The sequence below is a fragment of the Comamonas sp. Z3 genome (genome assembly GCF_008121565.1).
Lineage (GTDB): Bacteria > Pseudomonadota > Gammaproteobacteria > Burkholderiales > Burkholderiaceae_C > Comamonas > Comamonas brasiliensis.
The window spans coordinates 340,855-367,069 of record NZ_VOQU01000001.1 but is presented as its reverse complement, the minus strand read 5'-3'; the positions used below and the strand labels follow the sequence as shown (position 1 = coordinate 367,069).

Below are 26,215 nucleotides of genomic sequence, written 5' to 3'. Positions count from 1 at the left end.
CTTTGATCTGCAACACAGATCGCACCCTGTTTTTTGAATTCATTTGCCACACGGATGCAAATTTGCATGCAAACATAAGCAAAAAATCCAACTCACTTCACCTCCACAATGCCCATGACGATCAATACGCATGAGCCTCAATGTCTAACGTTGTTCGGCGGTACACCCGCATGGCGCGCAGCGCCGCCTGATGTCTGCATGGTCTGCACGAGTTGCTCTAGCTCATCCACGCTGCAACCACTCACGAAATGATCGATGTACGGCAATGCATTGCTGATACCTCGCGCGATGGGGCGATAGCCCGCACTGCTCTTATGTGGGTTGCACCAGACCACGCTGTGCGCCATACGATGCAGTCGCGCCATCTGCGCGCCGAGCAACTTGCCGTCGCCGTTTTCCCAACCATCTGATGCAATCATCACCACCGCACCCCGCGTGATGCCGCGCTTACCCCAGCGATCCAGAAACGCCTGCAATTGCTCACCCAGCAAAGTTCCACCCATCCAGTCCGGAACGGCCTGTGATGCGAGCGCAAGGGCATGCTCAGGATCGGGCGTACGCCAAGCCCGCGTCAAGCGCGTCAAGCGAGTGCCCACCGTGAACACCTCGGTGAATTTGGGTGCGGAGCGCATCAAGGCGAAACCCAACAGCAAAAGTGCATCGGCATACGGAGCCATCGAGCCGCTCACATCAATCAACAGCACCCTTCTACGAGGCCGTTGACGAGGCTGCTGATAGCACCAGTCCAGTGTCTCGCCATCACTGCGAAGCGCCGCTCGCAAGGTCTTGCGCAGATCAATCCGACCACTCGCTGCGCGGCGAAAACGCCTTGATCGACGCATGGCAGGTGCAGCCTCCAAGGCCAACAACAGACGCTGAATCTCGCCCTTTTCTTGTTCATTCAACTTCGAAAAATCACGCTGACGCAGCAGGTCTTGCGCGGCAGCCAATGCCAGTTCCTGGCGCTGCTCGGCCGCTGGTGCAGCTGGCTGCTCCGAACTTGTCGGCAACGCAAGGCTCGCCAGCGCCGGCCGAACTGCAGGCACGGTGTTCTGCAAGGATTGCTGCGCACACCAGACGGCATAGCACTGGTCGAATAAGGCCATGCTGTCGGTGTCGCGGCACAGCGTGGCATGGCCCGTGAGCCGCAGGGTATCTAGATCGAACGGAGCGAGCTTTTGTGTCGCCTCCATCCAATGCGTCAGGCGCTCCGCTCCGATCTCGAGACCTTGGCGCTCGAGCATCTGCGCCAACTGTGTCATCAGTTGCACACCTACAGCGGTTGAGCAGATCTGCGTTGTCATGCCGGGAACACAGCCTTGGCCATATCTTCGCTGTGCTTAACCAACGCCCCCAACGCCAACGCCGCAACCGGATCAGCAAGATTGTTCGCCCTCAATGCCAACAGCGCGCCGGCCCAATCCAGACTCTCGGCAATACCGGGCGGCTTAAGCAAATGTTGGCTACGCAGTGCTTGCACTGTGGCCACAATCTCCTGCGAGAACTCCAAAGACAACTGCGGCAGTTGACGACGCAAGATAGCGAGTTCAGTGTCTGCGCTGGGGTGTTCCAGCCAGTGATAAAGGCAGCGTCGCTTCAGCGCATCGTGCACTTCACGCGTGCGATTGGACGTCAGTATCACCAACGGCGGCGTCTCGGCGCGGATCGTTCCAATCTCAGGAATGGTGATGCTGTGAGTGGACAGGGCTTCGAGCAGCAACGCTTCAAACTCATCATCCGCACGGTCGATTTCATCAATCAGCAGCACGCTTGGGCTGGTTTGCAATGCCTGCATGACGGGGCGCGCCAGCAAAAAGCGCCGGGAGTACAAGCCTGACTCCAGTGACTCCGTATCCGCGCCTTCGTGTGCATTGACCCGCAGGTGCAACATCTGTTTGCGGAAATCCCAGTCATACAAAGCATGCGTGGCGTCCAGCCCTTCGTGGCACTGAAGCCGAAACAGCGTTGCACCCGTCGCCGAAGCAATCGCATTGGCCAGAGCCGTCTTGCCAACGCCTGGCTCGCCCTCGAGAAATAACGGACGATTCAGCGCCATTGCCAAATACAGCACGCTCGCTAAAGGCTGAGCCGTGATGTAGCCTGCCTGATCCAACGCCTGTTGGATCTGCAGCGGCGACTCCAAGGTGAACGCTGCACTAGCCACTAGTTTCTCCCGCCCATGTAGATCATTGCGCCCACAGCGATCACAGCCACACCGGCAAGAGCCACCCACTTGAGGCGTCGATAGAGCACCGCGCCCATCACGTTACCCATATCGAGGGCATCGTTGTCTTGATTGAACGAACCAGCGGACTGCACGCCAACACGTGCATGCACAGACGCCAGCGCTGATGCCGCGGCAGAGGCGGCGTTGGCAGCCGCTGTGGCCGCGTTGGCGGCGGCTGTGGTGGCGTTCAACATCTGGATGAACATGACCTGCATTTCCTGCGCCATCGACGCATCGATGGCTCTTGCTTGCGGAATTGAGGGAGCAGACTGCTGAGCAACAGTAGTGTCTGCAAGCGGTGCAGAGGCTACCGCAAGCGCGGGTGCGGCAGCTACAGCGGCGGTGGTGACCGGCGCTGGTGCGGGAGCTGCGTCCGGCTGCTGCAGCAAGCGTGACAGACGCTCGGCAAACTGGCCCATCATGACAGCAGCCACTTCGTCCACTACGCCGCGCCCAAATTGCGCCGCCTTGCCGCTGATAGAGAATTCACTCGAAACGGACACCTTGGTCGTGCCGGGAGAAGACTCAGCAGCCGCCAGTGTCAACTCTGCCTTGGCTGCGCCTGCGCCCTTGATTTCCTTGGCGACCACGTTCACGCGCGCCTGATGCTGAGCGTCATCGCGCTCCACAAGGGTGACTGCGCCGCGGTAAGTCAACTCGATTGGGCCCAGCTTAACGCGCACCTTACCGATGTGGTTGTTGCCGTCACTGGACTCGATGGTCGCACCGGGCATGCAGGGCGCGACGCGAGGAATATCCATCAAAGTGGCCCACGCCCGCTCTACGGGCACGGGGAGTTCGAATTGGTAGCTGAAGTTCATGACATCACTCGAAATTGAAATTGCAAACGAAATGCATCGACATCGATGCACAACATCGGTGCTTTACGCAGCGGCGTGCTCTGAGCCGCTTGCTCGCTTGATCGCCAGCGTGCTGAGCACTCGCTCGGGGGAGATCGGGAAGCGCTGAAATTCCACGCCCAACGGCGCCAGCGCATCATTGACTGCGCAAGCCAGCGCAGCCGGTGCAGAAATCATGGACGACTCACCCATGCCCTTGACCCCACCAGGAACAAGCGCCGACGGTGTGCACAGATGGTGAATCTCAATATCTGGCACATCCACCGACGTGGGCAGCAAGTAATCCATGAAAGTAGTAGTGAGCAGTTGCCCGTTGCTGTCGTGTACCAGCTCTTCAAGCAGCACGGAGCCAATGGCCTGACCCACGCCGCCACGGATCTGCCCTTCGACGATCATCGGATTGATCATCTGGCCGCAGTCCTCAATGGCAAAGACACGCTCAACTTTGACAATGCCGGTTTCGATATCCACCTCAACAATGGCCGCATGTGCACCGTTGGCCAACACCACGTCAGCAGGATCGAAAGCCGCAGTCGCTTCCAGCGATGGCTCAAAGCCCGGTGGATGAGTAGCTTCCGCAAAATAAACCGCGCCAGCCACCTGAGCCAGCGGCATTCCCTTGGCGGGAACACCGGCCACGTGGATCATGCCTTTGTCCATGACCAAATCCTCAACCGAGGCTTCGAGCAGATGCGCAGCCAACTGCAGCAGGCGCTGGCGCACGATGTCCGCAGCGCGCCCAATGGTGCCCGCAGCAAACACCGCACCACGACTCGCCCATGTGCCCGAGCTGGATGCATGGTTGGTGGAACCCGCACAGACCACCACATCCTCCGTACTCACCCCAAACGCATCGGCCGCAATCTGCGCAAGCGTAGTCCAATGCCCCTGCCCTGCAGCGACAAGACCCGTTGTGACGGTCACCTTGCCCGTAGCGTCCATACGTACGGTGGCGGTATCGTGAGTGGTGGTCGGAGTGTTCAGATAGGAAAGCGCACGTGTGCCGATGCCGCTGATTTCATTGAACACGCTCAAGCCCAGCCCAAGGTAACGCCCTTGTTTGCGAGCCTCTTTCTGACGCTCTAAAAAGCGCGGGTAGTCCACCATGCGCTCCAGCTCGTCGATCGACTTCAGGAACGTGCCTTCGCGAATCGTCAGTCCACTCGGTGTGGTGTAGGGGAAGTCCTGATCGAGGATCACGTTGCGGCGGCGAATCTCAAACGGAGAAATACCAAGCTTGCGCGCCGCCTTCTCAATCAACATCTCGCGCGCCGTGTGTGGTGCCTGAAAGCCCACGCCGCGGTATGCACCAATGGAACACTTGTTGGTAGTGACGGCAATGGCCTCATCCTGCATGCGAGGCACCTTGTACACGCCCGTCAGCACCCGCAGGCCCACATGCGCCTCGACTAGTTGCGTCCAAGGCATGCTGTTGTAGGCACCGCCGTCAGTCAACCCACGCGCCCGAATACCGAGGAACTTGCCGTTGGCATCGCAGGCCAGCGCCATCTGGTTCACCTGGTGCTTGGCGTGCGTGGCGCTCAGCAGGTTTTCCTGTCGATCTTCAAACCACGCCACTGGCGCGCCCAGCTCCTTGGTCAACACGCACACCAACAACTCTTCAGGATGCAAGTGCGCCTTCTGCCCAAACCCCCCGCCCACATGAGGCGTGATCACTTCCAGGTTCTGCTCAGGAAAGTTCAGCAAGATTGCCGCCATGGTGCGCACCAGTGCAGGCATTTGCGTGGCCGACCACAAGGTCATCTTTCCGGTAGTCCACTCATGCCGGGCAATGTATCCGCGTGGCTCCATCGGAGATGCGCTGACGCGGTTGTTGTGAAACTCGCCTTCGACGGTCACTGCAGCCTGCGCAAACACATTCTGCAAATCGTCGCTGGAATGGCTGTGGCGAAACACGAGATTGCCAGGAACGCCTTCGTTCGCTAGCGGCGCACCTTCAGCCATGGCGGCATCAATGTTGGCGATGACCGGGAGCTCTTCGTACTCCACATCAATCAACTCGAGCGCATCCTCAGCCGTGCGACGATTCTGCGCGACCACAATCACCAACGCCTCACCTGCATAGCGAACAATCTGGTGCGCCAGCAAAGGCTGAACCGTGGTGACAAATCCGTTGATCTGCTGTGAACCCGGAATACCCGTGCACAACTTGATGATGTCGTCACCCGTCCAGGCGCCGTGTACGCCAGGAAATGCCCGTGCGGCAGAGGTATCAATGCTCAGAATCTTCGCGTGCGCATGGGGACTGCGCAAAATCGCCGCGTGAAGCATGCCCGGCAGTCGAATGTCCGCGAGATACTGCGCACGCCCCGTCAGAAATGCATCGTCTTCTTTGCGCGAGATGGACACACCCATCAGCCGCGGCTTGAGTTCAGCAACATCACTCTTGGCCATGGCTTGGCTCCTTTTCAATGCGAAGGTTCTTCTGCGATGCATTCACACTCACGATGGCATCGACGATGGTTTCATAGCCCGTGCAGCGGCAAATATTTCCCGAGATCGCCTCACGCACTTCCTCGCGCGACGGCGTGGGATTGCGCTCCAGCAGCGCAGTCGCGGTGGACAAAAAGCCGGCCGTGCAGAAGCCGCACTGCAAGGCATGATGGTCTTTGAAAGACTGCTGCAAAGCGCTCAGGCTTGCCTTGTCCGAAAAACCCTCCACGGTACGAATGTCGCAACCGTGCGCCTGCACGCCCAGCATCAGGCAGGAACGAACGGTGACACCATCCACCAACACAGTGCACGCGCCGCAAACGCCATGCTCACAACCAATCTTTGTGCCGGTGAGGTTCAACTCATCGCGCAGCGTGTCGACCAGACTCACACGCGGAGCAACATTGAATTGCACCGTGCGACCATTGACTGTGGCGCTCACGGCAAGGGTTGTATTTTTTTCTGCTTGAATCATGCGGGCTCCTGTTTCAGACAGCGTCGCGTCGCGCGGCGCAATAAGGTTCGGGCAAGTTGCCGACGGGACTCGGCACTGGCGTGGATATCTGCGCGTCCTGCGACGCCCGAAAGCGCCAGCTCAATCATTTGATCGATTACCTGCTCATCGATCTTTTTGCCTTTTAGGAATTGCTCCGCCTCCTTGGCCCGCACGGCACGATCACCCACGCTGCCAATGAGAATCCGCGCGCCTTCGCAACGTTGATCAAAGATCTCGAGGCCCACAGCCACCATCACCAACGCAAAGTCGCCGGGACGCCGCGCCACTTCCTCAAACACCCATTGCGATGTCGAGAGAGGAACATCAACGCGAACCAGCAATTCACCGGGCTGCAATGCCGTGGAGAAATGCCCTTGAAAGAAATCCGCAGCCGGCACGTAGCGCTCACCATTAGCTCCACGCAGCACCATCACGGCATCGAGCGCTGTCGTGACGAACGGCATTTCCGCACTGGAGTCAGCGTTAACAACGCTACCACCAATCGTGCCCCGGTTTCGAACTGCCTCATGCGCCACATGCTCCAGAGCCTGTGTCATCAGCGGCGCAAATTCCTCGATCAAAGGACTGACGGAATTGTTGGCGTGCGTGGACATGGCTCCAATGCGCAGCGTCGTGCCGCTGGGATCCAGCTCAATCAACTTCAGCGCTGCAATGTCCCCCAAATCCACAAGTGTGCCGGGAGCGGCGAGGCGGAGCGCCATCACTGGCAGTAACGACTGCCCACCCGCAAGAGGCCGCGATTCATCGTCGCGGCTCAATAGGTCTATTGCTTCTTCTAGCGTGCTGGGACGCGCATAAGCAAACGCTGGAAACTTCATGGAAGGTCTTCCTTGTATAGCCTTAGGTTAATTGCATTCTTTTTTGCATTCAATTTTGCACGCAAAAAAAATGCATCGAAAAATTTTGAACCAAGAACAGGAGTTACATGCAAGTGTTTTCCCTAGTATTTGGCACTTTTTGACTCATCTGTGGCCTGCCCATCCTTATCGCTAGCACTCCCTCAATTCAATATCTGTGCCTCTAGGGAACCTCTGCATAAGTCCTCAACGCATGTGCTTGCACATGTATGCCGGGGGCGGCAGCATCCAAGCCCATGCAGCAATCTGATCTCGGCCTGAACCTCTCCAACAAGAAGACACGCAAACGCGAATTCCTCGAGCAAATGCAGCAGGTCGTGCCATGGAAAGACTTGCTGGCCTTGATTTCGCCCTATGCCCCTGAAGGGCGCAAAGGCCGGCCACCGTTTCCTGTAGAGATGCTTCTGCGCATTCACTTTATGCAGCAGTGGTTCACACTCATCGACCCAGCCATGGAAGAGGCGCTGCACGACATGCCGCTGTTTCGGGATTTCGTGGGGCTGTCATGGGGCAGTCCTACTCCCGACGAGAGCACGATCTTGCGCTTTCGCCATTTGCTGGAGGCGCACAAGCTGGCTGAGCAAATTCTGAAGACGGTCACGGACTTGCTGGAAAGCAAGAAGCTGCTGCTGCGCACAGGCACCATCGTCGATGCCACGTTGATCGCTGCACCCAGCTCCACCAAGAACAACACCAAGTCTCGTGATCCCGAGATGCACCAGACCAGGAAAGGCAACCAGTGGTACTTTGGCATGAAGGCCCATATTGGCGTGGATGCCGACTCGGGCTTGGTGCACACTGTGCGTGGCACCGCCGCCAATGTCGGTGATGTGCTCGAAGCTAACAGCCTGCTGCACGGGCAAGAAGTCGATGGATATGGCGATGCGGGCTATCAGGGCGCTGACAAACGTCCCGACATGCCTGTGCCGACACCCGAGCGCAAGCTGCGTTGGCATATCGCCATGAAACGTAGCAAACGCAAAGCGCTCGATCCACAGCAACCGATACCCGCCTTGCAAGAGCAGCTTGAGAAGGTGAAGTCCAAGATTCGGGCCAAGGTCGAACACCCATTCCGAGTGATCAAACGCCAGTTTGGCCACGTCAAAGTTCGCTACCGAGGCTTGGCTAAAAACACCCAGCAACTGCACACCCTGTTTGCCTTGGCGAACTTATGGATGGCCCGTGGGCGCTTGCTGGTGAGTAGCCCATCCAAGCCGATGATGGCAGCCTGAAAAGGCAAGATGCCCGCGAAACGCGGGCATCTTGGGTGAGGAATCACCGGAACGTTAGTCTCACCCAGGCGCTACCAGGCTTGGAATCGCTTTATGCAGAGGTTCCCTAGAGCATGTTAAGAACTCACGCCCGCCCCGAGCCAAGGCAGAACATTGGGCAATGTAGGCGGCACAAAAACGAGGAAGTGGACTGCCTGTTGATTTCCACCCAGAAGTGACCCACTAGCCCCCGGTTGGAGGTGCGGATAAAAATTTGGACTAGTTTTATGCGGCTAGGCCAAGTTTGTGCCGGTATTCCACAGAGAAGTGGCTCCGGTCGTTTGAACAACTCAACCCAATTGCTAAGCGAGATCTTCGGGGTTATGCCGCCTGCATTGGTGCAAACGGCAATGCTGCAAAGTATGCCTCGTCAGGGGTTGCCTGGCGATGCGCCTGATGGGGTCGCTGTGAATTGTAAAACTGCAGATATTGGCCAATCCCGCAGCGTGCGGTACGCACGCTGTCATAGGCTTTGAGATAGATTTCTTCGTACTTGATGGAGCGCCATAGGCGCTCCACAAAGACGTTGTCACGCCAAGCGCCTTTGCAGTCCATTGAGATACGGATGCCATGGCGCTTGAGCTCTGTGGTAAAGGCATCGCTGGTGAATTGACTGCCCTGATCCGTATTGAAGATCGCCGGCGTTCCCCAGCAGGCAATGGCCTCTTGCACGGCCTGCACGCAAAACCCCACATCCATGGTGTTGGACAGCCGCTAGGCCAGCACCTTACGGCTGTACCAATCGATCACGGCACACAGATAGAGCCAGCCTGTGTGCATGCGCACGTAGGTGATGTCCATGGCCCAGACTTGATTGGCATGCGTAACGGTCTTGTTTCGCAGCAGATAGGGGTAGATCTTGTGCTGCAGGTGAGGACTGCTGGTGCGGGGCTTGCAATACAACGGGGTCATGCACATACGCTTCATTAGTGTCCGAATATGTCTGCGGCCCACGCAGTGCCCCTGACGCTGCAGCAGTCCTTTGAGCATGCGAGAGCCTGCAAAAGGATGGGCCATATGCAGGGTATCCAAGCGGTGCATGAGCTGCACTTGAGTGCTGCACGGCGGCCTGCGGCGGTAGTAAACAGCGCCCCGGCTGATACACATCAGTTGTGCCTGGCGGTGATGGACAGGCGATGGCTGCGGTCGATCATCGCTTGTCGTTGAGTAAGCCCGCTTTGCTCAACGCACCGTGCAAAAAATCTTTCTCCAAGGTCAGCTGCCCAATCTTGGCATGCAGCTCTTTGAGGTCCACTGCGGGGGCGACAGGCGCAGGAGCTGCACCAAACACATCAGCAGCCCTCTCCAGCAAAAGCCGCTTCCAATCGGCAATTTGTGTGGGATGCAACTCGTATTGCTGAGCCAGCTCAGCAACCGTGCGCTCCCCGCGCACGGCTTCCAGAGCCACCTTGGCTTTGAAAGCCGGGTTGTGCTTACGTCGTGATTTGATGGTCATAGATCTCTCCAAATTGGCCCCTGACTCCGGGCCATTTTTACGGAAAGATCTCGCTTAGCTACTTGTTCAAAAAACCGGGACCACTTCTAGTCTGTATATTCTCTTGAAACAAGACTTTTTGACGACAGCCTCAACGCTCCTGATACAACAGCCAGACTGAGAAATGCCAACAATGCAAGATTCCCGCTTTGAAGAAGACCTGCGACTGATGGCCTATGCGATGTACGACTCACCTGGTTCACTTCAAGTAAAACTCCAAGCAATCTGGAAACAAAGCGCCAATTGCATCCATCAAATTGAAGAAAAAAGGCCCACCGACCTTCAAAAGGCCTATCGAAAAATAGGCATAAACCCAAAAGAACTAAAAAATTTCAAGGAACCTTTTATTAATGGTCAGATTTCTGAAGAATATTCAAAAAACATAAAAGATATAGTTTTTTATCCTTATGCTGGATTAATAATTACAGCACTAAGAATAAAGAAAAACTACTACAACACCATCTCATCAAAAGAAAACTACCCTGATCCATTTTCTGAAGAATTCAGACTTCAATTGTTTCTCAAAGAAAACTTTATCAATTCAAATTTTATTAATCAAGTCGTCCCTGAATTCTTTCCACTTCAACTTCATTCCTACAGCTTACTAAGAATCCTTCAGATCAAAAAAGGGGTACCAGTTAGCGAAGAAATTAGAAGTAAAAGAGCATTAACTGCGGTGGCATCTCGTCATTATGGAGAGGAGGTATTGATGAATGAGACCTTGAAAGCAATTTCAAAAATTCAGGATGTTAATAAAAACAATACAAGTATCGATGATTTTTTTAAGAAACATAGAAAAATTTTCGATCAAGTTTTAAGAGACTATCAGGATATATTAGGCAGCCCCGTAGTGAAGGGTGGGCCTACCTTAGAGTTTGGCGAAAAACTAGTGACTGACGATCTTCCAAAATATCTAAAAAAATGGTGTAATGACAAACAATTTAGAAGCGCCCTCAATAACAATTTGGAAACCGAAATCACCAATTAGCAAGCACACCATTTTGCAAACTTAAAAAATGATTTATTTCATTTAATTTGAGATATGTTTTTCTCCCATATGAAACTATGCTGATTTTTCCACATGCAGCCAACTGGTTGATAGCCAGATCCAGTGCATCAGCACTTCTCAACTCACTTGGCGCATACCGTAAAACCTCACTCTTCCCAATATATTCAGAGCCAATTTTTTGAGATCTTCTCAACATATATTCATACATTTTTTTTGCCAGTCTGAAAGAAGTCAATTCTAAAGATTCTTCTCCAAAAATTCTTTTAGCTTCCAACATATGCCACTGCACGATTGAGATAGCAGCTCGAACAGCCCACACTTGAATTTTCTCTCCAGCATCAATAAAGTATTGAAGTACACCAGCAACACGAATCACCTGCTCAGAACTACGACGCATGAATGCACGTATATCATTCCACTCAGGATATTTCATTAGTAAAATGTCTACATTGTTGCTGTAATGTCCCCATAGATTTGCGGCCTCGTCATCTAAATAAATTTCTTGTCGATTATAGTTTACGATCCTCAATGATTTTGCATAAACAACCATCAATTCTCGTATCCGTTGATGGAATTTATGGTCATCAGAATTTTTATGGAATTTAAATCCTGGAAAACCACCAATTGGACCATTTTGAATAGATGCTTGAGAAATGAGCATTCGTGGCATTAGTCCAGACTCGACCAGTAATTCACCCTTTTTCTTCATAAATCGTTCGAATGTGACATCTTGAGTTAGCATGCATAATGCTGTACGTCTATCGTGCAGAAAAACCACTCCATTCGTTCGACTTACATTGCGAATAGTATCGCCATTAAAGCGCTTACATAGATTTGGGATATCTAAATTTTTAAAGAGCAATGCACCTTCATCGAGAGAGTAAAAAACCGATTTAGCACCTTCTTTAAAAATGTCTATCACTCCCTTTTCTGTGGCCTCTTCTATTAAAAATTGATGCCCACCCAGAGCCTCTTGGGCAGGCCAGCCAGGCAGCGAGATCTCTTTCAAATTGCCCTTTTCGAATTCTTCAAAGCCAAGCGTCATCCTGTTCAGAACACTCGATTTCCTATCACCTGACTTGGCTATAACAGAAACAAAGAGACTCGTTGGCAATTTCGTACCATAAGGAGTTCTCACATCTACAACGCCTTGAACTGCTGCTGACATTGTCGCTAGCATCACAGGCACAACCATGTCATAGGTAGACTGAGTCGAAGCAACAACAGAATCTGCAAAATCCCTCAATGCACACGGTAGAGCGTCTATTGGGTAAACAGCTTTATTAAAATATTCATTCATTTTATTTTCTCCTTCAGTGTTGAAATACCGCTTCTTTTGGGGCCGCGTTTTTCATTTGTCTGATTTTTCAATTTTGAACATCCAAATGTCCTCATATTTCCTGGGACACGTAACTTCATCAAAAAATCCAGCTTGGTTAAATAGCCAACGTACCTATCCAATATTTCCGGCAACTCCTCATCCCTGTAATCAATTAACCTCAACCCAGATCGATATCCGCCTTTTAAATAATTAACGTTAAATGCATAACTGTTTTTATCGCAAATATATTTATTCCATTCATCTACTATTTCTTTTCCAGCATAACCCGCATGCATTCTCTTTGAACCATTAACCGCTACCAACCAATGAATATGCAGACCTTTTATATCTCCACACTCTATTTTCCACGCATAAAACGTTAAATCAACACCAAAAAACCTCTTAATGCTTTTCAGCATCCTCTTTCTCAAGCAATCAACTTCATTAAAAACATCAGACATTTCTTTTTCATTCTTAAACCTCACAGGCATCAATATATTTTCTTTTTTAAAACCCCAATCAATCCTTATCAAGATATTTTTGCAATTTTTCTCCCACCCTTGAGATGCTACATTCATCAATTGGAAATAACGTTCCCTTGAATTTCTTTCGAAGCTTTTAATCTTTTCCCTAAAGGAATATTTTCTGAGAGATTTTTTCAAATTTTCCGAAAATTCATTTAAGCAGTTAATTGCATCATCCTGCACTTCCTCTTTTGAATTAAAATATTTCCTATGTGAATACTTTATGTATTTCACAAACCCGACTCCTTCAACCAGACTTCCACCTGGTATTTTTGCGGCATAGCATGCTTGATACACTAGCTTCAATTGAGGCGGAAGCATTACATGCTCATAAAACTCACTATCCCATTCAAACAAACGATTACACTCAGCATAATCCAATGCAGCCAGAATCTTTGCACCTAACTCTGAAGCTCTTGCAAAGCTTCTACTTTGGCTATTCTTTGTGTATTTGAAAAATGGCATTCGATCAGAAAGTGCAGCGACCTTCACTGCTATCTCATAGAACATAAGCCTTTCCGCATACATTTTTCTTTCCAACCCATTAATGTAGAAACTAGATTTATCAACATCAACACCAATTAAGTGCTGAAGCTCAACAAATGAATCTTTAATTCTCATGATAAAATTATTAAGTTATTTCAAAGAAAATATATAATCTATTTATACGTATCTCTTTTACTAATTATTCAACATACAAAAATAATTAGATATTACCGATAGGACCTATGTATTTATATATTTTCAAGTGAATTCATTGGCGTATATTTAATACCCCTTTTTAAGTTCATTTACATAGCTAACGACATCATGCAAAAGCCATCCCACAGCTTTATTACCCAGCTTGATTGGCTTAGGAAATTTCCTGTCGTAGTATTTAGAGCCGGGGTTAATTTTTAAATACACGGTAGAGCGCGATATACCAAGCGTTCTTAACAGCTCAGGCAGCCGGATCACTACTGCCTGAAGCCTCCAAGTAGCCTCCATCTCTCCGAGATCCTCAGATCCACCCTGCGTTGCAGCATTCATGTTTGACTTCCCACGTTTTGTTTACACAAGACGCATTGCATCGGCTCATCAGCCTTGGGAACACCCCTCTCCTTAGCTGGTCTCACCAGACTCAAGCAGCCATATTGACTTTTCAACAAACATCAGATAGCAAAAAATAAATTGCTAAACCATTGATTTGTTTTGCTTTTATCAATCTTTCACGAAGCCACGGGCACGAAGGTGGACGATAAATAAAGCAACGGAAAAAAATGCGAATGGAGCACTTTTTTAGTTCCCCTCGAGGGGCATTCACATGCGAAGGAACACATTCGCACGGTTTGCAAGTTGCAGCTTCTTTCTCTTGGAACAGATTCGATGCGCAGGTGTTGTGGCCTAAATCAAACAGGTCACGTGGCCTCCCTAAAGCTCACTTGAAGCCTTCGAAAAATTAAGATTCCAAGATATTTCAATCACATATCACCTCAGCGAGCACAACCCAAGAGCTCATCTCGAAACTGAAGGTGCGATGCCCACCGGATCTTCCGCCTTCCGAACCATCAACTGAGGATGTTTATGAAATCCCAATCGGTTTGTCCGATGTGCTCAAGCACAAAAATTTCTCAACGCAATTGGGCCAAGAGGGCCTTTGGAGCTATAGGAACTGCCGCAGGAGCCACAGGCGGCTTTGTAGGTACTTTGCGCGGAGCGCAGATTGGAATAGCTGCTGGTGCGCTGGTGGGGCCTGCTGGTTCAACGGCTGGGGGCGTTGCAGGGGCCTTGTTGGGCGGTATTGCGGGCAGCGCCATTGGTTGCGAGATCGGCTCAGCTGTAGGCCAAAAGATTGATCAACACATGCTCGACAACCTTGTCTGTAAAGCATGTGGCCACACGTTTTCTGCAAGCACCTAACCAACCCAGTCAAACCGCTTCGTTCGCTTCCATTTCAAAGGAGTACTCCACATGGCACATCTCGTAGAAACCATGGCCTATACCGGCCAAACACCTTGGCATGAACTGGGCCACGCCCTGCCCGTCAAGCAAAGCATCGATGTCTGGGCGCAGGCCGCGGGCATGGATTGGCGTATTCAGGAAACGCCTGTGCGTTATCTCGCCACCGATGGCGATTCGGGTCTTTCTGGGCTGTCTGACCTGTATGCCGAGCCCAAGGAGTTCGCAGAGCAAAAGGTGCTGTACCGCAGCGATACGCAAACTCCGCTGTCCGTGGTTGGTAGCCGCTACCAGGTGGTGCAACCTCGTGAGGTGTTGGAGTTTTATCGTGACTTGACTGAGGTGGCTGGGTACGAGTTAGAAACTGCGGGTGTGCTCAAAGCCGGTCGCAAGTTCTGGGCTTTGGCCCGCACCGGCAAGTCAGCAGCCCTCAAGGGCAAGGATGTGGTCAACGGCTATTTGCTACTGGCAACGTCTTGCGATGGAACACTGGCTACGGTGGTAATGCCAACGACCGTGCGCGTGGTCTGTAATAACACGCTAACCATTGCACTGCGTGATGGTGTCGGTGCCGTCAAAGTCCCTCACAGCACCTCGTTTGATGCCCAGGCTGTCAAGCGCCAGTTGGGTGTGGCGGTGGGCCAGTGGGATAGCTTTATGTACCGCATGAAGACACTGGCCGAGCGCAAGATCAAGACCCATGAGGCGATGAATTATTTCCTCAAGGTGATCTGCAATACGGATCAGCATTCCGATCCTTCAGTGGGCCTTACCAACGAGCGTGCGCTGAAGAAAGTGCAGATGCTCTACGAGGGTCATGGCCGTGGCGCTGAGATGCAGGCCGCCAAGGATACGGCTTGGGGCCTGCTGTGTGCCGTCACGGAGTTTGTGGACCATGAGAAGCAAGCGCGTAGCCAGGACAACCGTCTGGACAGTGCTTGGTTTGGTCAGGGTGCAGTGATCAAGCAGCGTGCTCTCGATCATGCGTTGCAGCTGGTGGCCTGATGGGCTATCAGAATGGCAATAGCTGAACCCAGAGCTTGTGGGTCGCCTTTGGACGCTTCACACCGGCCTGATCCCCTCTGCTTTCTTCTCTTTTTTCTGCTCTGTTTTCCTCCAACCCAAGCCACCTTTTGAGGTGGTTTTTTTATGCCCGTAGTTTGCGGGCCAGGAGAGTTTGATGTCTGTGCATGTTCTCAAGAATGGAAATCTGGATGGCGCTGCGGGTGCACGCACGCCTCGCAAGGGTGCGGCTTTGCGCCTGGTCTCTACCAAAGCCATGGAGCGAGAGGACTGGCTGGAGATTCGCCGTACCGGTATTGGTAGCTCGGATGCTGCGGCGGCCATTGGCCTCAATCCCTATCAGTCTCAACTGGAACTGTGGATGCAAAAGACCGGCAAGGGCAATCTCTTGCCGACCATTGATCCCAACGATGACACCAGTCCAATGTTCTGGGGAACGATGCTGGAGCCGATTGTGGCAGCGCACTACACCAAGCGCACGGGCAACAAGGTACGCCGTGTGAATGCAGTATTGCAGCACTCTGAACATCCTTGGATGCTGGCCAATGTGGACCGCGAAGTCGTGGGTTCATCAGAGGTTCAGATTTTGGAATGCAAGACAGCGGGGATCCATGGTGCTCGTCTGTGGCGTGATGGCGTTCCCGAGTATGTGCAACTACAGGTGATGCATCAATTGGCCGTGACAGGCCATCGTGCCGCCGATGTGGCAGTGCTGATCGGCGGGCAAGAGCTGCGAATCTTCAGAATCGAACGAGATGAGGTATTGATCGCCCGCCTGATCACTTTGGAGACGCGATTCTGGGACATGGTTCAGCAAGGTGTTGCACCGGCCGGAGATGGCTCAGACAGCAGCGATACCGCTTTGCGTTGCCTGTTCCCATCTGGCGCAGGTGATCAAGTCGATCTCAGCGACGATGAAGCACTCAACACCACGTTTGAGGAACTGCTGCGGGCGCGCACCGATCTCGATGCCGTCCAAAAGCTTGAAGCCCGTTTACGCCAGCGTATTCAGATGCACATGGGTGAAGCCAGCAAGGCATTGTTTGCCTCAGGTGGCTCCGTGACCTGGAAGCGCAGTAAGGACGGACAGACCTTCAACACCAGCGAGTTTGTCCAAGCACATCCCACACTGGCTCAGCGCTTTATGAGTCCTAAACCGGGCTCCCGGCGCTTCTGTGTTTACGAACCCGAGCAATGAAACGGCTTGGGACGAAGCATTGTTTTCCCCTCCCCTTGCCCTCCTTGGCTTTGCCCTGGAGGGCCCTTTTTTGGAGATCCTCATGATCAAAGGTTTGATGATTACGCCTCCGGTGATTGGCCGCATTGCCATCGGTAAGCTGGTGGAGCGCAATGGCAAACGCCTTCCCGAGAAGGATGATGAATTCACCATCACTACGCAGCTGCAGTCGCGTGGGCAGTGGATCTTGCATCCGTTGGATGAAGCACTGCGCCTGGCTGCAGACAAGGCGCAAAGCGGCATAAAGGAAGGCTCGCAGCCTCCCGCACCTGATGGAGATGAAGACAACCGTAATGCCGCTAATACAGCGCAGGCAATCCAAACCGGTACAACGGCTCGGCCTGTGCGTACTGGCAAGCGTTCGCTTAAGGAGAAGATGGGCGTCAGTGCGTGTACGGCAACGGAGTCCAATGCAGATCAGGCCGTGGAGCCTTCTTCGGTTTCATCATTAGCATCATCTTCGGCACCTGCACGGCGCAAGCTGCGCAGCATTCCGGTGCGAGTGCTGTTCAACGATCCCGATCTGAATCTGCGGGCCAACTACACCTTGTTTGATCGCACGACGGCCAGGCCCGTCTGTGTTGGTGATGGCGAGAGCTGCAAACGTGTGAGCAGCAAGGGGCTGGAGTCCATGTCATGCCCTGGGCCTGATGTCTGCGCTTTCGGCAAAGACGGTTGCAAGCCCTATGGACGCTTGAATCTGCTCATCGGTGACAGCGATGAACTGGGCAGCTTTGTGTTCAGGACAACGGGGTTCAATAGCATCCGAACCTTGGCAGCCAGGCTGCAGTACTTCGCTGCGGTGTCTGGCGGTCATCTGGCCTCCATGCCACTGGAGCTCAAGCTGCGAGGTAAGTCCACCACACAATCCCATCGCTCAGCTATCTACTACGCCGATCTGATTGTGCGCAGTGGCATATCTTTGAATACCGCGATTGCCCAAGCTAAAAAGATTACTGCACAGCGTCAAGCCGCAGGGTTTGATCAGATGGCTTTGGATGAAGCTGCACGCCTGGGCTATGCCAATGGCAGCTTTGAAGATACGCCTGATGAAGCTGTAGACATCGTGGAAGAGTTTTATCCAGAGGAAACCAAGCCTCCGGCTGCTACAGCAACAGAGGCGGCAACACCAACAGGGCTGCACCGTGCCAGCAACGGCAATGGTACGCATAGCCCGTATTCGCAAAGGCCGTGATCTGGCTATCCGTGAGCTTTGCAGCCGTGAATGCAAGCCCCGTGTTTTCAAAAACAGTGGGCCTAGCGTCTGTGGCTATTCGCTGGGCTTGCAGCAACCATTGCGCCCCATTGAACAGCACTCCTCCACCAATGATGCGAGATTGTCCGTGCTAGTGGCCTTTGGCCAGATGGTTCGGGAGTTTCGGAAAGCGCAAGGATTCTCGCAAGAGAGCTTTGCGTATTACTGCAGCCTAGACCGCAGCTATATGGGCGGTGTGGAACGGGGTGAGAGAAACATCACCCTTGCCAATATGGAAATCATCATCATCGCTCTGCAACTCAAGCCTTCGGAGTTCTTCGCTGCGCTGGATGGCTACTTTGCTAATCAAGAAGCACATGGGCAGGTGATTCAGTTCAAGCACTTTGCAGACCGTGCCCAGGTGCATATCCGGCAGCGCAACCAATCCAACTAACCGCATGGTTTAGCTGAAAAAAACATAAATGTAACAAATAGATTCTTAACGTAAACTCAAATTTCCGGATCGGAGACAACCTAAAAGCATATCCATCTGAGCATCAAAAGTACTGCCCACCTGCAAGCGGGCATTCACATTCAATAAACCACTGGAGAGGGAATAAATGAGGAAGATTACGAATAAGGGAATTGCTCAAATCGCAGTGAGCGCCATCATGGCAGCCGTACTTGCAGCCTGCGGAGGCGGCGGCGGTGGAAACAGCAGCAATGCTGGAAACTCTGGCAGTGGCGGCAACACAGAGACACCCGCCCCCAGCACTACAACAACCAGCGGTGTGGCCGCAATCGGCGCCCCCATCGTAGGCGGCACCGTTTCCCTGAAATGCGCCTCCGGCGCTACGGCTACAGCTACCACGGGCGCTGACGGCACCTGGAAAGTCTCTCTCAAGAGCAGCGACTATCCTTGCGCAATCCGTGTAGATGGCGGTCAGGCCAATGGTCAAGCCCTGCCCACTGCCCTGCACTCGGTTGTCGCAGGTGCAGGCATTGCCAACATCACACCTTTGACCGATCTGATCGTCGGGATTCTGAGCAACAGCAAACCCAATGCCTGGTTTGATACCGTCACCAATGGCGATCTAAGCGGCAAGATTTCTGCAACGGCTTTGGACAATGCGCAGGACAAGTTGAAGGGAACCTTGGCTAGTCTACCTGGAAAGCCTGCATTGCCCTCAAACTTCAACCCGCTGACGAGCGCGTTCAACGCTCAGAAGGGTGACGCTGGTGATGATCTGCTGGAGAGCTATGGCTCTGCGCTGACTTCTGCAGGTCTGACGCAAACCCAAGCTGCTGACAATGCATCGAACGGCAAGCCACTGACCGAAGAAGCATTTGCGGGAACCGCGTTCACTTTCCCGAACATGACTGCTTTCCGTGCAGGCGCCGCCAAGCTGCTCGGCGGCGACTATGTGTTGTCGATTCCCGATCCTGTCCGCGAGCTTTTGACCGTGAAAGCAAGCATTGATAGCTCGGGCAATGTGGCCCAAGTTGGCCTGCCGCTGGTGAAAGTGGCGAGTCTGATGGGCAACCGTATCGCGCAGTATTGCAAGGGTGAAGCCGGTGCAATGGGTGCTCAGCAGCGAGGCTTCTATGCGTACATTTCTGAAGACTGGACGCCAGTGACCGACACCAAGGAGTTGCACGGGAAAATCTTCAATGACTATGAAGATTGCATCAACACGGGTACTGTCGAGTTCCGACCTGACGACTCCGTCATCTTCACACAGACTGGACAAGCTCCCGACTCACCTGACTTCGGCTTCTCGAAGGCATTGACAACGGCTGGCATGGAAGACACTGGGGAGAACGCCCTTGTACATGCAAAGGCCTACAAAATCACACTCAATGGCAAGACAACCTATGCGTATATTTCGGTTGCCACTTCCAAGAGCAGCGACAAAGAATCGCGTTGGGGCAACTATCTGACAATGGGTCTGTCTCAATAAACCAGAGATTCTCTTAGACGATATAAAAGCGATACGACTCTCCGGGTCGTATCGCTTTTTTGTCATTCTTTTTTTAATTTAAACAGCGAAAATTCATCACAAGGTAACGCCTATCTTTCTAGGTTAGAAGAGGCTCCGGTCGTTTTAACGATTCAACCAAGTAAAACAATCCCGAACTGACTTCTCTCAGTTCGGGATTGTTTAATTTTTCTTGGATCAGCGAAGAAAATTATTAATGGATTAATGCTCTAGCACTTTCTCCATCAAGCCATTAACATCTTTGAATTTTCCGTAAATTGCCGGGTTTTCACCCACCGCCAAGGCTGCAAAATGCGCAGCCCCGCACTTGATCTTACCGCCCTCGCGGTCACGCAGATCTTCTTCAAACAGGCTGCTTTTCGTCTCAACAACGAAGTACAAGCGCTCTTGGCCATCTCGTTCGATCAGCACGGCCCAGTCAGGGTTGTAAGTTCCTAAGGGCGTGGGCACCTTGAACCAGCCTGGCAGTTTCGCGTAGACCCTCACAGCCTCATTTTTCTCTAAGGCATCAGCAAAGTCACGTTCAACGGCAGAGTCGTAGACCACGTGCTGGTACACAGACTTCTGCGTGTCCTGCACCAAGTTCTTCAGGTAACCCGTCAATTCTTCGGTTTCAAACAACTCCTGGGCGTAGTAATTGTCGTCGCCCAGTCGCTGGTACTTGATGCCATCCACCAAGGCCAAACGTTTGCAGCGGTTGATAGCATCAGCGGTCATTTCAATGAATTGCTGTGGGTTGCGCTTGAAATCTTGCAGCCGGGTGCTTTCAGTGAGGATGTGCGCAATCGTTTTACGTGTCAGCTGGGTACGATCCTGCAACTCGGTCAGTACATCAGGCAACTCGATGTCGTTTTCATCAATCGCTACAGGGCTGGAAACGGCCAACTCGGAGGCATCTACCCCAGCTTTGGTGATCGACATTTCTGCCTTTTTCCAAAGCAGACGCGTCTTGGCCACAGGGGGCATGACATTCAAAGCATCAATGCATTTTTTGATCAACTGGGCATTGTCAAACTGCACACGGTAGGTTGTCTTGTGCTTGATGCGATCCCACAGCGCCTTGAACTCTGGGCTCACAAGAACCGACTTGCGCACGGGCACAGTCTCGCGCTCATCCGCATCTTTGATTTCCAGCTTACCGGTGATTTTTTTCAGCACTGCCGCAATTTGCTCTTTTTGCGCAGAGAACTGCTCGGGCAGCACCAAGGTCACCTCCTTTAGGGCGGTACGCAGTGTGTCCTGCACCTTGCCTTTGCTGTCGATGTAGCCTTGTGACTTCAAATGTGCCCACAGCGCCTTGGATGCATCAAACCCTAAGGGCGTCACATCGCCGTTGGTCTGGCCTACTCCAATCCCAGCAAACTCGTGGTCTTTGACAATCCCAAACTGAATGCCCGTGTCTTTTTCAATATCGCGCTGTAGGTTTTCGGCAAACTGTTCGTAGCTCTCAGTCGCAATCACCGTCAAGGTGTTGACCATGAAGCCAAGTAAGCGCTCGCCCTTTTGGTTCACGCACAGGCGCAGGCCACGGCCAATGGTTTGACGGCGCCAGCGCTCCGTATCGCGGGTGGAGAAATTGCAGATTTGAAAGACGTTCGGGTTGTCCCAGCCTTCCTTCAGTGCCGAGTGCGAGAAGATGAATTTCAGTGGCGAAGAAAAGCTCAGTAGCTTTTCCTTGTCACGCATGATCAGGCTGTAGGTGTCGTCATCCGCGGCGGTGCTGCCGCTGGTGTCCTTCACCACTTCCACCGTTTTGCCGCCAATTTTTTTCTTGTCGATGGAGAAGTAGCCGTTGTGCACCTCGCTGGCTGCCGCCAACAGATCCACTTCTGTAAACAGACTTTGGTAGTCCGGGTGTTTGGCCAGGCGCTTGTACTCTTCCTCAAACATCAAGGCGTACTCGCCTTTGACGGCATTCCCCTGCTCATCGTACTGGCGGTACTTGGCCACTTCATCGATAAAGAACAGGCTCAGTACCTTCACGCCCAAGGGGCGCAGGCGCTTCTCTTTGTCCAGGTGCTCTTTGATTGTTCGGGCAATCATGGCGCGCTGTACGGCCTTGGGGTCTACATCGCCCCACGCCTCGCCCACACGCAAGAACTCTTCGCCGCCGGGCACTTTCAGTTCAATGAACTGGTCCGCCTTGGCTGCGCGAATTTCGCCAATCCGCACATTAGCGTACAGCGGGCGGCCTGTCTCTTGCTCCAGGTCGAAACCATCTTGCACCGTGATCGTTTCGCGCCGCACAGCGCCTGCGGCGTTCTCCCGGTCCACTTCAATGCTTGCAGTGATGACGCCTTTTTTGTTGGCCACGGCCAGCAGCTTCACAAAAGGCTTGTTGCCGCCGCCTTGCACAGTGGCTGCGGCCACCTCAATTTGCTTCACCAGCTTTTGCTCATACGCATCCACCGCATCCAGCCGGTACACCATGTTGTGCTTGTCCACATGGGTGGCTGAATAACGCAGCGTGCACAACGGGTCCATGTGTGCCAAGGCTTTTTTGCCCTTGCCGTCCATGCCGCCATCCACGCTTTGTGGCTCATCCACGATCAAGATGGGACGCGTGTTGCGAATCAGGTCAATCGGGCGTTCACCACCCGTTTTCTCGCTGGCCCGGTACATCTTGTTCTTGGACTTTTCACGGCGCTTGGCTTCATCAGACTCTTCTGCGGCAGCGGCTGCTTCATCCCCAAATTTGTTGATGGCACCCACAGTGATGACCATGATCTGAATATTGGGGCTAGTCGCAAAGTTGCGCACCTCACCCAAGCGATCAGAGTTGTACTGAAAAAACTCATAACCCTTGGCACCAGGGTACAAGCCCTCAAAGTGCTCGCGGGTGATCTGCAGGGTTTTGTTGACCCCTTCCTTGATGGCCACTGATGGCACCACCACTACAAACTTGGTAAAGCCGTAACGCTCATTCAGCTCAAACACCGTGCGCAGGTACACATAGGTCTTGCCCGTGCCGGTTTCCATCTCAACGGTGAAGTCCAGCGCTTGCTTGGGCTTGAGCTTGTCAGAGGGCGGCACACCATTGCGCAGCTGCACCTTTTGCAGGTTGTCAGAAATTTCAACGTCCGGCAGCAGCTTCAAGGCATTGCCCACGCCACCACTGTCAGAAAACTGCTTTCCTTCAAAGCTGTACTGCTGGTCGTCCGTGGCCACAGGCGCAGCCACCGAAAACACTGAGTGAAACACCTCCTGCCCACGGAACAGATCGCACACAGCATCCATCGCTGCTTTTTGGTAAGAAAGGTCGGACTCAAAATGCAGCTTCATTGCTTACCCTTTCGTGGTGCAGGCAAGGACTTCACCATCTTGTCAAAGTCAGACTCCAGCGATGCATTCTCTAACGTACGGAATTTGGTGAACTCTTGCTCTGCATGGTTCTTGGCCAAGTCGGCAGAAATACGCCCGGCTCCACGCAGAATTTCCCGGTCATTCAGTGTCAAAAAGCCTTCCAGCTTGGTCACCCAGTCTTGCATCGTCATGGCAATGCGTCGCGCTGCCTGCCCTTCGGCAAACACCAAATATTGTTCAGCCAAGTTGTTCAAAGCCCGGAGCTCTTCTTCCGTCAGATAGTTTTTGGCCACGCTTACATCGCTTTTGCGAATGCGCGCACCGTTCCAGTTGGTCAGCCCCATGTTGGGCTGGCTGCTGTCCGCGCGTTGCTTGATCAGCTCTGCCGCCGTATGGCCGTGGATGGCGTAGTGCACCTTGTTTTGCACCGTGGCAAAAAACTCTTGGGTGATAGCCGCTTGCGGGTTGTAATCCACGCTGGTGGCATAGATGTCCGTAATCTTTTGATAGAAGCGGCGCTCGCTCGTGCGGATGTCCTGCAGCCGCTGCGTCAGCTCATCAAAGTAATCACGACCCTTACCGGGGTTTTTCAGGCGCTCGTCATCCAGCACAAAGCCCTTGATGATGAACTCCTTCAACTGGGCATTGGCCCACTGCCGAAAGCGCACACCAGCCTGGCTGCGCACCCGAAAGCCCAGGGCCAGCACCATCTCCAGGTTGTAGTGCGCTACCTCGTAGCTTTTGCCATCGGTGGCAGTTGTTCGGTAAAACCGAACAACTGAAGCCTCGTGCAACTCGCCATCTTCAAAGATGTGCTTGATGTGCTCACTGATCGTGCCTTTGGCCTTGCCAAACAGCTCTGTCAGCTGCTTTTGGCTGAGCCACAAATCTTCGTTATCTAGAAGCACGGAAAGCTGCGTTTTACCGTCTTCTGCTTGGTAGATCAAGAAATCGCTCATCACAGGCTCCGCACGTGCTTGATACCGTGCTGCTCCAAGATGGCGGCCAGATTGCTCTTGGCCACATCGTTTTCAAACGCGCTATCGCGGAAGACTGCGGTGGTCTCAGTGGCCGTGCCTTGTGCTTCACGCCACTGGGCCATACCCAGGGCCAAGCCTTCGGCATCTGCTACGCCAATGTGTGCATCCAAGCAGGTCATGAGCGCGCCACCGCCAATGCTGTGCACGGTTTTGCCCGCAATTTGCTGAGCTTCCATGGGGACGCACAGATCCAACCCCAGCTTGAGCAGTACTTCGTACAGCACATCGTCATTGCTACGTTCGGGCTCAATGTGCTCCAGGTTGTCAAACAGCGATGTTTTTAAATCGTTGACGTTGGGTTTCCATGCACGAATGTTCGAGGTATCTAGCTTAAAGCACCTAAAGCCTATATCACCCGTAAAAAGTGGATCGCTTCCCTTTACGATTTTTCCGGATCGTCGTAGTCGCTCTTTGGTTACTTCCGCAATATTTGAATAATTATTGTCTGCTGTTTCTTCAGGAAGCTGAACAAGAATGAACTTTCTTTTCCCATTGTCCATTTTGTTGACGGAGTAAACAGCTTGTGCTGTAGTTCCACTTCCTCCAAAAAAATCGAGAACCAGATCATTCGATGCATCTGTAGTACCTACTTTTAAAATTCGCTCTATTAATCTGGTAGGTTTTGGCGTATCAAATGGAACAGCTTCGGGGAAAATTTCTTTTATTTCTTTTTTGCCTTCTTGATTGTGGCCTACATCTTCATATTTCCAGATTGTTTGGCATGCTACACCTTGCTTTACCTCCGTAAGGAACCTTTTGATAGCTGGAGCATTATCCCCGGATGCTCCGAACCAAATTCTATTATCAGCAAGCATTTCCTCCATCCTGGGCTTTGTATATACCCAGCAACGCCCGTTTGGAGGAGAAAACGTTTTTCCAGAAGGTGACGTGAATTCGTAAAACTGTGCAGGAGTTCCATGACCTGCTTGTGCTGTCGCATCTGCAGGTTTCCAATCTCCACGTGGATCATTATCTAGATTTCTATATCGAGCATTCATTTCATCAGAGCGCTCAAGCAGATTTGGCTTCCAAAGTTCCTTGTTCGCAGCGTAGACCAAAATGAAATCATGAGATTCAGAAAACCACTGCACTGCATTCTGAGGGCTATATCTTTTTTCCCAAATCAAAGTGCTAACGAAGTTTTCTTCTCCAAATATCTCATCGCAGATTTTTCTGAGATTACTAACTTCACCATCATCAATGCTGATGAATATCACTCCATCCTTTCGCAGAAGACTTTTTGCAAGTTTTAAGCGCGGATAAATCATATTCAGCCAATCGGTATGAAACCGACCACTGGCCTCAGTGTTGGTGGTGATTTTGGAACCGCCCTCAGTTTGCCCCGTTAGCTCCAGATAATTTTTGATGTTGTCCTGAAAGTTGTCGGGATACACAAAGTCCTTGCCCGTGTTGTAAGGCGGGTCGATATAAATCAGCTTGACCTTGCCTGCATAGCTCTTCTGCAGCAGCTTGAGCACTTCCAGGTTGTCACCCTCAATCATCAGGTTTTGGGTGGTGTCCCAGTCCACACTTTCGTCTTTGGCGGGGCGCAGCGTGCCGGTGCTGGGCGTCAAGGCAATCTGGCGTGCCTTGCGCTTGCCATGCCAGTTGAGGCCGTATTTTTCATCACTGTCGGTGACGGTGGCATCACCCACCAATGCCTTGAGCACATCCATGTTCAAGGCTGCGGTGGTTTGGCCGTTGACCACGGTTTCGGTCAGCAGCTCGGGAAACAGGGCTTTGAGCTTTTCAATGTTGTCGGCCACCAGGTTAGCGCTTTGCGCCTCGGAGGAATGGGCTTCGATTTTTTGTATCGTCATAGAAATCGCTCAAATCTTGGAGGGAGCTTGCTGGCTGCATCAAATCTTGATGTGCAGTCAGCAAGTTCTAGTCGGTAAAAAAGATAGCTGCTAGCGCTTGTCTTTATTAGTTTTTGAATGATTT

General features: G+C 52.4%; 19 protein-coding genes and 1 pseudogene. 7 read left to right on the top strand and 13 right to left on the bottom strand.

All coding sequences use genetic code 11. From position 1 onward, the window contains the following. Positions 1–137: 137 nt before the first annotated feature. The 6 genes from FSY59_RS01750 to FSY59_RS01725 all read right to left on the bottom strand — a co-directional run bounded on the left by FSY59_RS01750 (position 138) and on the right by FSY59_RS01725 (position 6,876). Positions 138–1,304, bottom strand: a complete 1,167-nt coding sequence (locus FSY59_RS01750) for a VWA domain-containing protein (RefSeq protein WP_081007882.1) — start codon at positions 1,302–1,304, stop codon at positions 138–140. Continuing rightward, positions 1,301–2,143 carry a MoxR family ATPase gene (locus FSY59_RS01745; protein ID WP_217277324.1) on the bottom strand — a complete coding sequence of 281 codons (843 nt, stop codon included), beginning with the start codon at positions 2,141–2,143 and terminating at the stop codon, positions 1,301–1,303. Before FSY59_RS01745 ends, FSY59_RS01750 begins: the two co-directional genes overlap by 4 nt. A 20-nt stretch (positions 2,144–2,163) precedes the next feature. After that, on the bottom strand, positions 2,164–3,048 hold the full coding sequence (locus tag FSY59_RS01740; protein ID WP_054076082.1) for an SRPBCC family protein: 885 nt from the start codon (positions 3,046–3,048) through the stop codon (positions 2,164–2,166). Between the two features lie 63 nt (positions 3,049–3,111). After that, positions 3,112–5,502 carry a xanthine dehydrogenase family protein molybdopterin-binding subunit gene (locus tag FSY59_RS01735; RefSeq protein WP_187427872.1) on the bottom strand — a complete coding sequence of 797 codons (2,391 nt, stop codon included), beginning with the start codon at positions 5,500–5,502 and terminating at the stop codon, positions 3,112–3,114. Further along, entirely contained in the window at positions 5,489–6,016 is a 528-nt protein-coding gene (locus FSY59_RS01730) for a (2Fe-2S)-binding protein (protein WP_054076080.1), read from the bottom strand. Before FSY59_RS01730 ends, FSY59_RS01735 begins: the two co-directional genes overlap by 14 nt. Further along, entirely contained in the window at positions 6,013–6,876 is an 864-nt protein-coding gene (locus tag FSY59_RS01725; protein ID WP_054076079.1) for a xanthine dehydrogenase family protein subunit M, read from the bottom strand. The genes FSY59_RS01730 and FSY59_RS01725 overlap by 4 nt, the downstream gene beginning before the upstream one ends. A gap of 275 nt (positions 6,877–7,151) precedes the next feature. Between FSY59_RS01725 and FSY59_RS01720 the strand changes: the two genes are divergently transcribed. Beyond that, entirely contained in the window at positions 7,152–8,147 is a 996-nt protein-coding gene (locus FSY59_RS01720; protein ID WP_054076086.1) for an IS5 family transposase, read from the top strand. A 360-nt stretch (positions 8,148–8,507) separates the two neighbouring features. On the opposite strand, the pseudogene FSY59_RS01715 reads toward FSY59_RS01720, so the two are convergent. After that, positions 8,508–9,642 (bottom strand): annotated as a pseudogene (locus tag FSY59_RS01715) (IS3 family transposase). Positions 9,643–9,814: 172 nt separating this feature from the next. Between FSY59_RS01715 and FSY59_RS01710 the strand changes: the two are divergent. After that, a complete protein-coding gene (locus FSY59_RS01710; RefSeq protein ID WP_148728342.1) occupies positions 9,815–10,669 on the top strand; it encodes a hypothetical protein in 855 nt (284 codons plus the stop codon). Here FSY59_RS01710 and FSY59_RS01705 read toward each other — a convergent pair. The 3 genes from FSY59_RS01705 to FSY59_RS01695 form a co-directional block, all read right to left on the bottom strand. Next, positions 10,659–11,990 carry a DUF3987 domain-containing protein gene (locus FSY59_RS01705; protein WP_081007881.1) on the bottom strand — a complete coding sequence of 444 codons (1,332 nt, stop codon included), beginning with the start codon at positions 11,988–11,990 and terminating at the stop codon, positions 10,659–10,661. The genes FSY59_RS01710 and FSY59_RS01705 overlap by 11 nt on opposite strands. Further along, entirely contained in the window at positions 11,987–13,156 is a 1,170-nt protein-coding gene (locus tag FSY59_RS01700; protein ID WP_054076077.1) for an inovirus-type Gp2 protein, read from the bottom strand. The genes FSY59_RS01705 and FSY59_RS01700 overlap by 4 nt, the downstream gene beginning before the upstream one ends. Positions 13,157–13,303: 147 nt before the next feature. Next, positions 13,304–13,564, bottom strand: a complete 261-nt coding sequence (locus FSY59_RS01695; protein ID WP_202967643.1) for an AlpA family transcriptional regulator — start codon at positions 13,562–13,564, stop codon at positions 13,304–13,306. 921 nt (positions 13,565–14,485) lie between these two features. Here FSY59_RS01695 and FSY59_RS01685 point away from each other — a divergent pair. The 5 genes from FSY59_RS01685 to FSY59_RS01665 all read left to right on the top strand — a co-directional run bounded on the left by FSY59_RS01685 (position 14,486) and on the right by FSY59_RS01665 (position 19,889). After that, positions 14,486–15,478, top strand: a complete 993-nt coding sequence (locus FSY59_RS01685; protein WP_054076076.1) for a DUF932 domain-containing protein — start codon at positions 14,486–14,488, stop codon at positions 15,476–15,478. Between the two features lie 175 nt (positions 15,479–15,653). Continuing rightward, a complete protein-coding gene (locus FSY59_RS01680) occupies positions 15,654–16,694 on the top strand; it encodes a YqaJ viral recombinase family protein (protein WP_054076075.1) in 1,041 nt (346 codons plus the stop codon). Between the two features lie 82 nt (positions 16,695–16,776). Then, positions 16,777–17,928: a hypothetical protein gene (locus tag FSY59_RS01675; RefSeq protein ID WP_054076085.1), complete on the top strand. Its 1,152-nt coding sequence runs from the start codon at positions 16,777–16,779 to the stop codon at positions 17,926–17,928. Then, on the top strand, positions 17,894–18,382 hold the full coding sequence (locus tag FSY59_RS27590; protein ID WP_254302942.1) for a helix-turn-helix domain-containing protein: 489 nt from the start codon (positions 17,894–17,896) through the stop codon (positions 18,380–18,382). Before FSY59_RS01675 ends, FSY59_RS27590 begins: the two co-directional genes overlap by 35 nt. Before the next feature lie 166 nt (positions 18,383–18,548). Next, the gene (locus FSY59_RS01665; RefSeq protein ID WP_081007871.1) at positions 18,549–19,889 is read left to right on the top strand and encodes a hypothetical protein; all 1,341 of its coding nucleotides are present in this window, start codon (positions 18,549–18,551) and stop codon (positions 19,887–19,889) included. 240 nt (positions 19,890–20,129) lie between these two features. Here FSY59_RS01665 and FSY59_RS01660 read toward each other — a convergent pair whose 3' ends face one another. The 3 genes from FSY59_RS01660 to FSY59_RS01650 are packed head-to-tail and all read right to left on the bottom strand — an operon-like array spanning position 20,130 to position 26,091. Continuing rightward, complete coding sequence (locus tag FSY59_RS01660) at positions 20,130–23,210, bottom strand: type III restriction-modification system endonuclease (RefSeq protein WP_054076039.1); 3,081 nt, start codon at positions 23,208–23,210, stop codon at positions 20,130–20,132. Beyond that, positions 23,207–24,190 carry a RhuM family protein gene (gene rhuM / locus FSY59_RS01655; protein WP_054076038.1) on the bottom strand — a complete coding sequence of 328 codons (984 nt, stop codon included), beginning with the start codon at positions 24,188–24,190 and terminating at the stop codon, positions 23,207–23,209. The genes FSY59_RS01660 and rhuM overlap by 4 nt, the downstream gene beginning before the upstream one ends. Beyond that, positions 24,190–26,091: a site-specific DNA-methyltransferase gene (locus FSY59_RS01650; protein WP_054076037.1), complete on the bottom strand. Its 1,902-nt coding sequence runs from the start codon at positions 26,089–26,091 to the stop codon at positions 24,190–24,192. The genes rhuM and FSY59_RS01650 overlap by 1 nt, the downstream gene beginning before the upstream one ends. Positions 26,092–26,215: the final 124 nt, after the last annotated feature.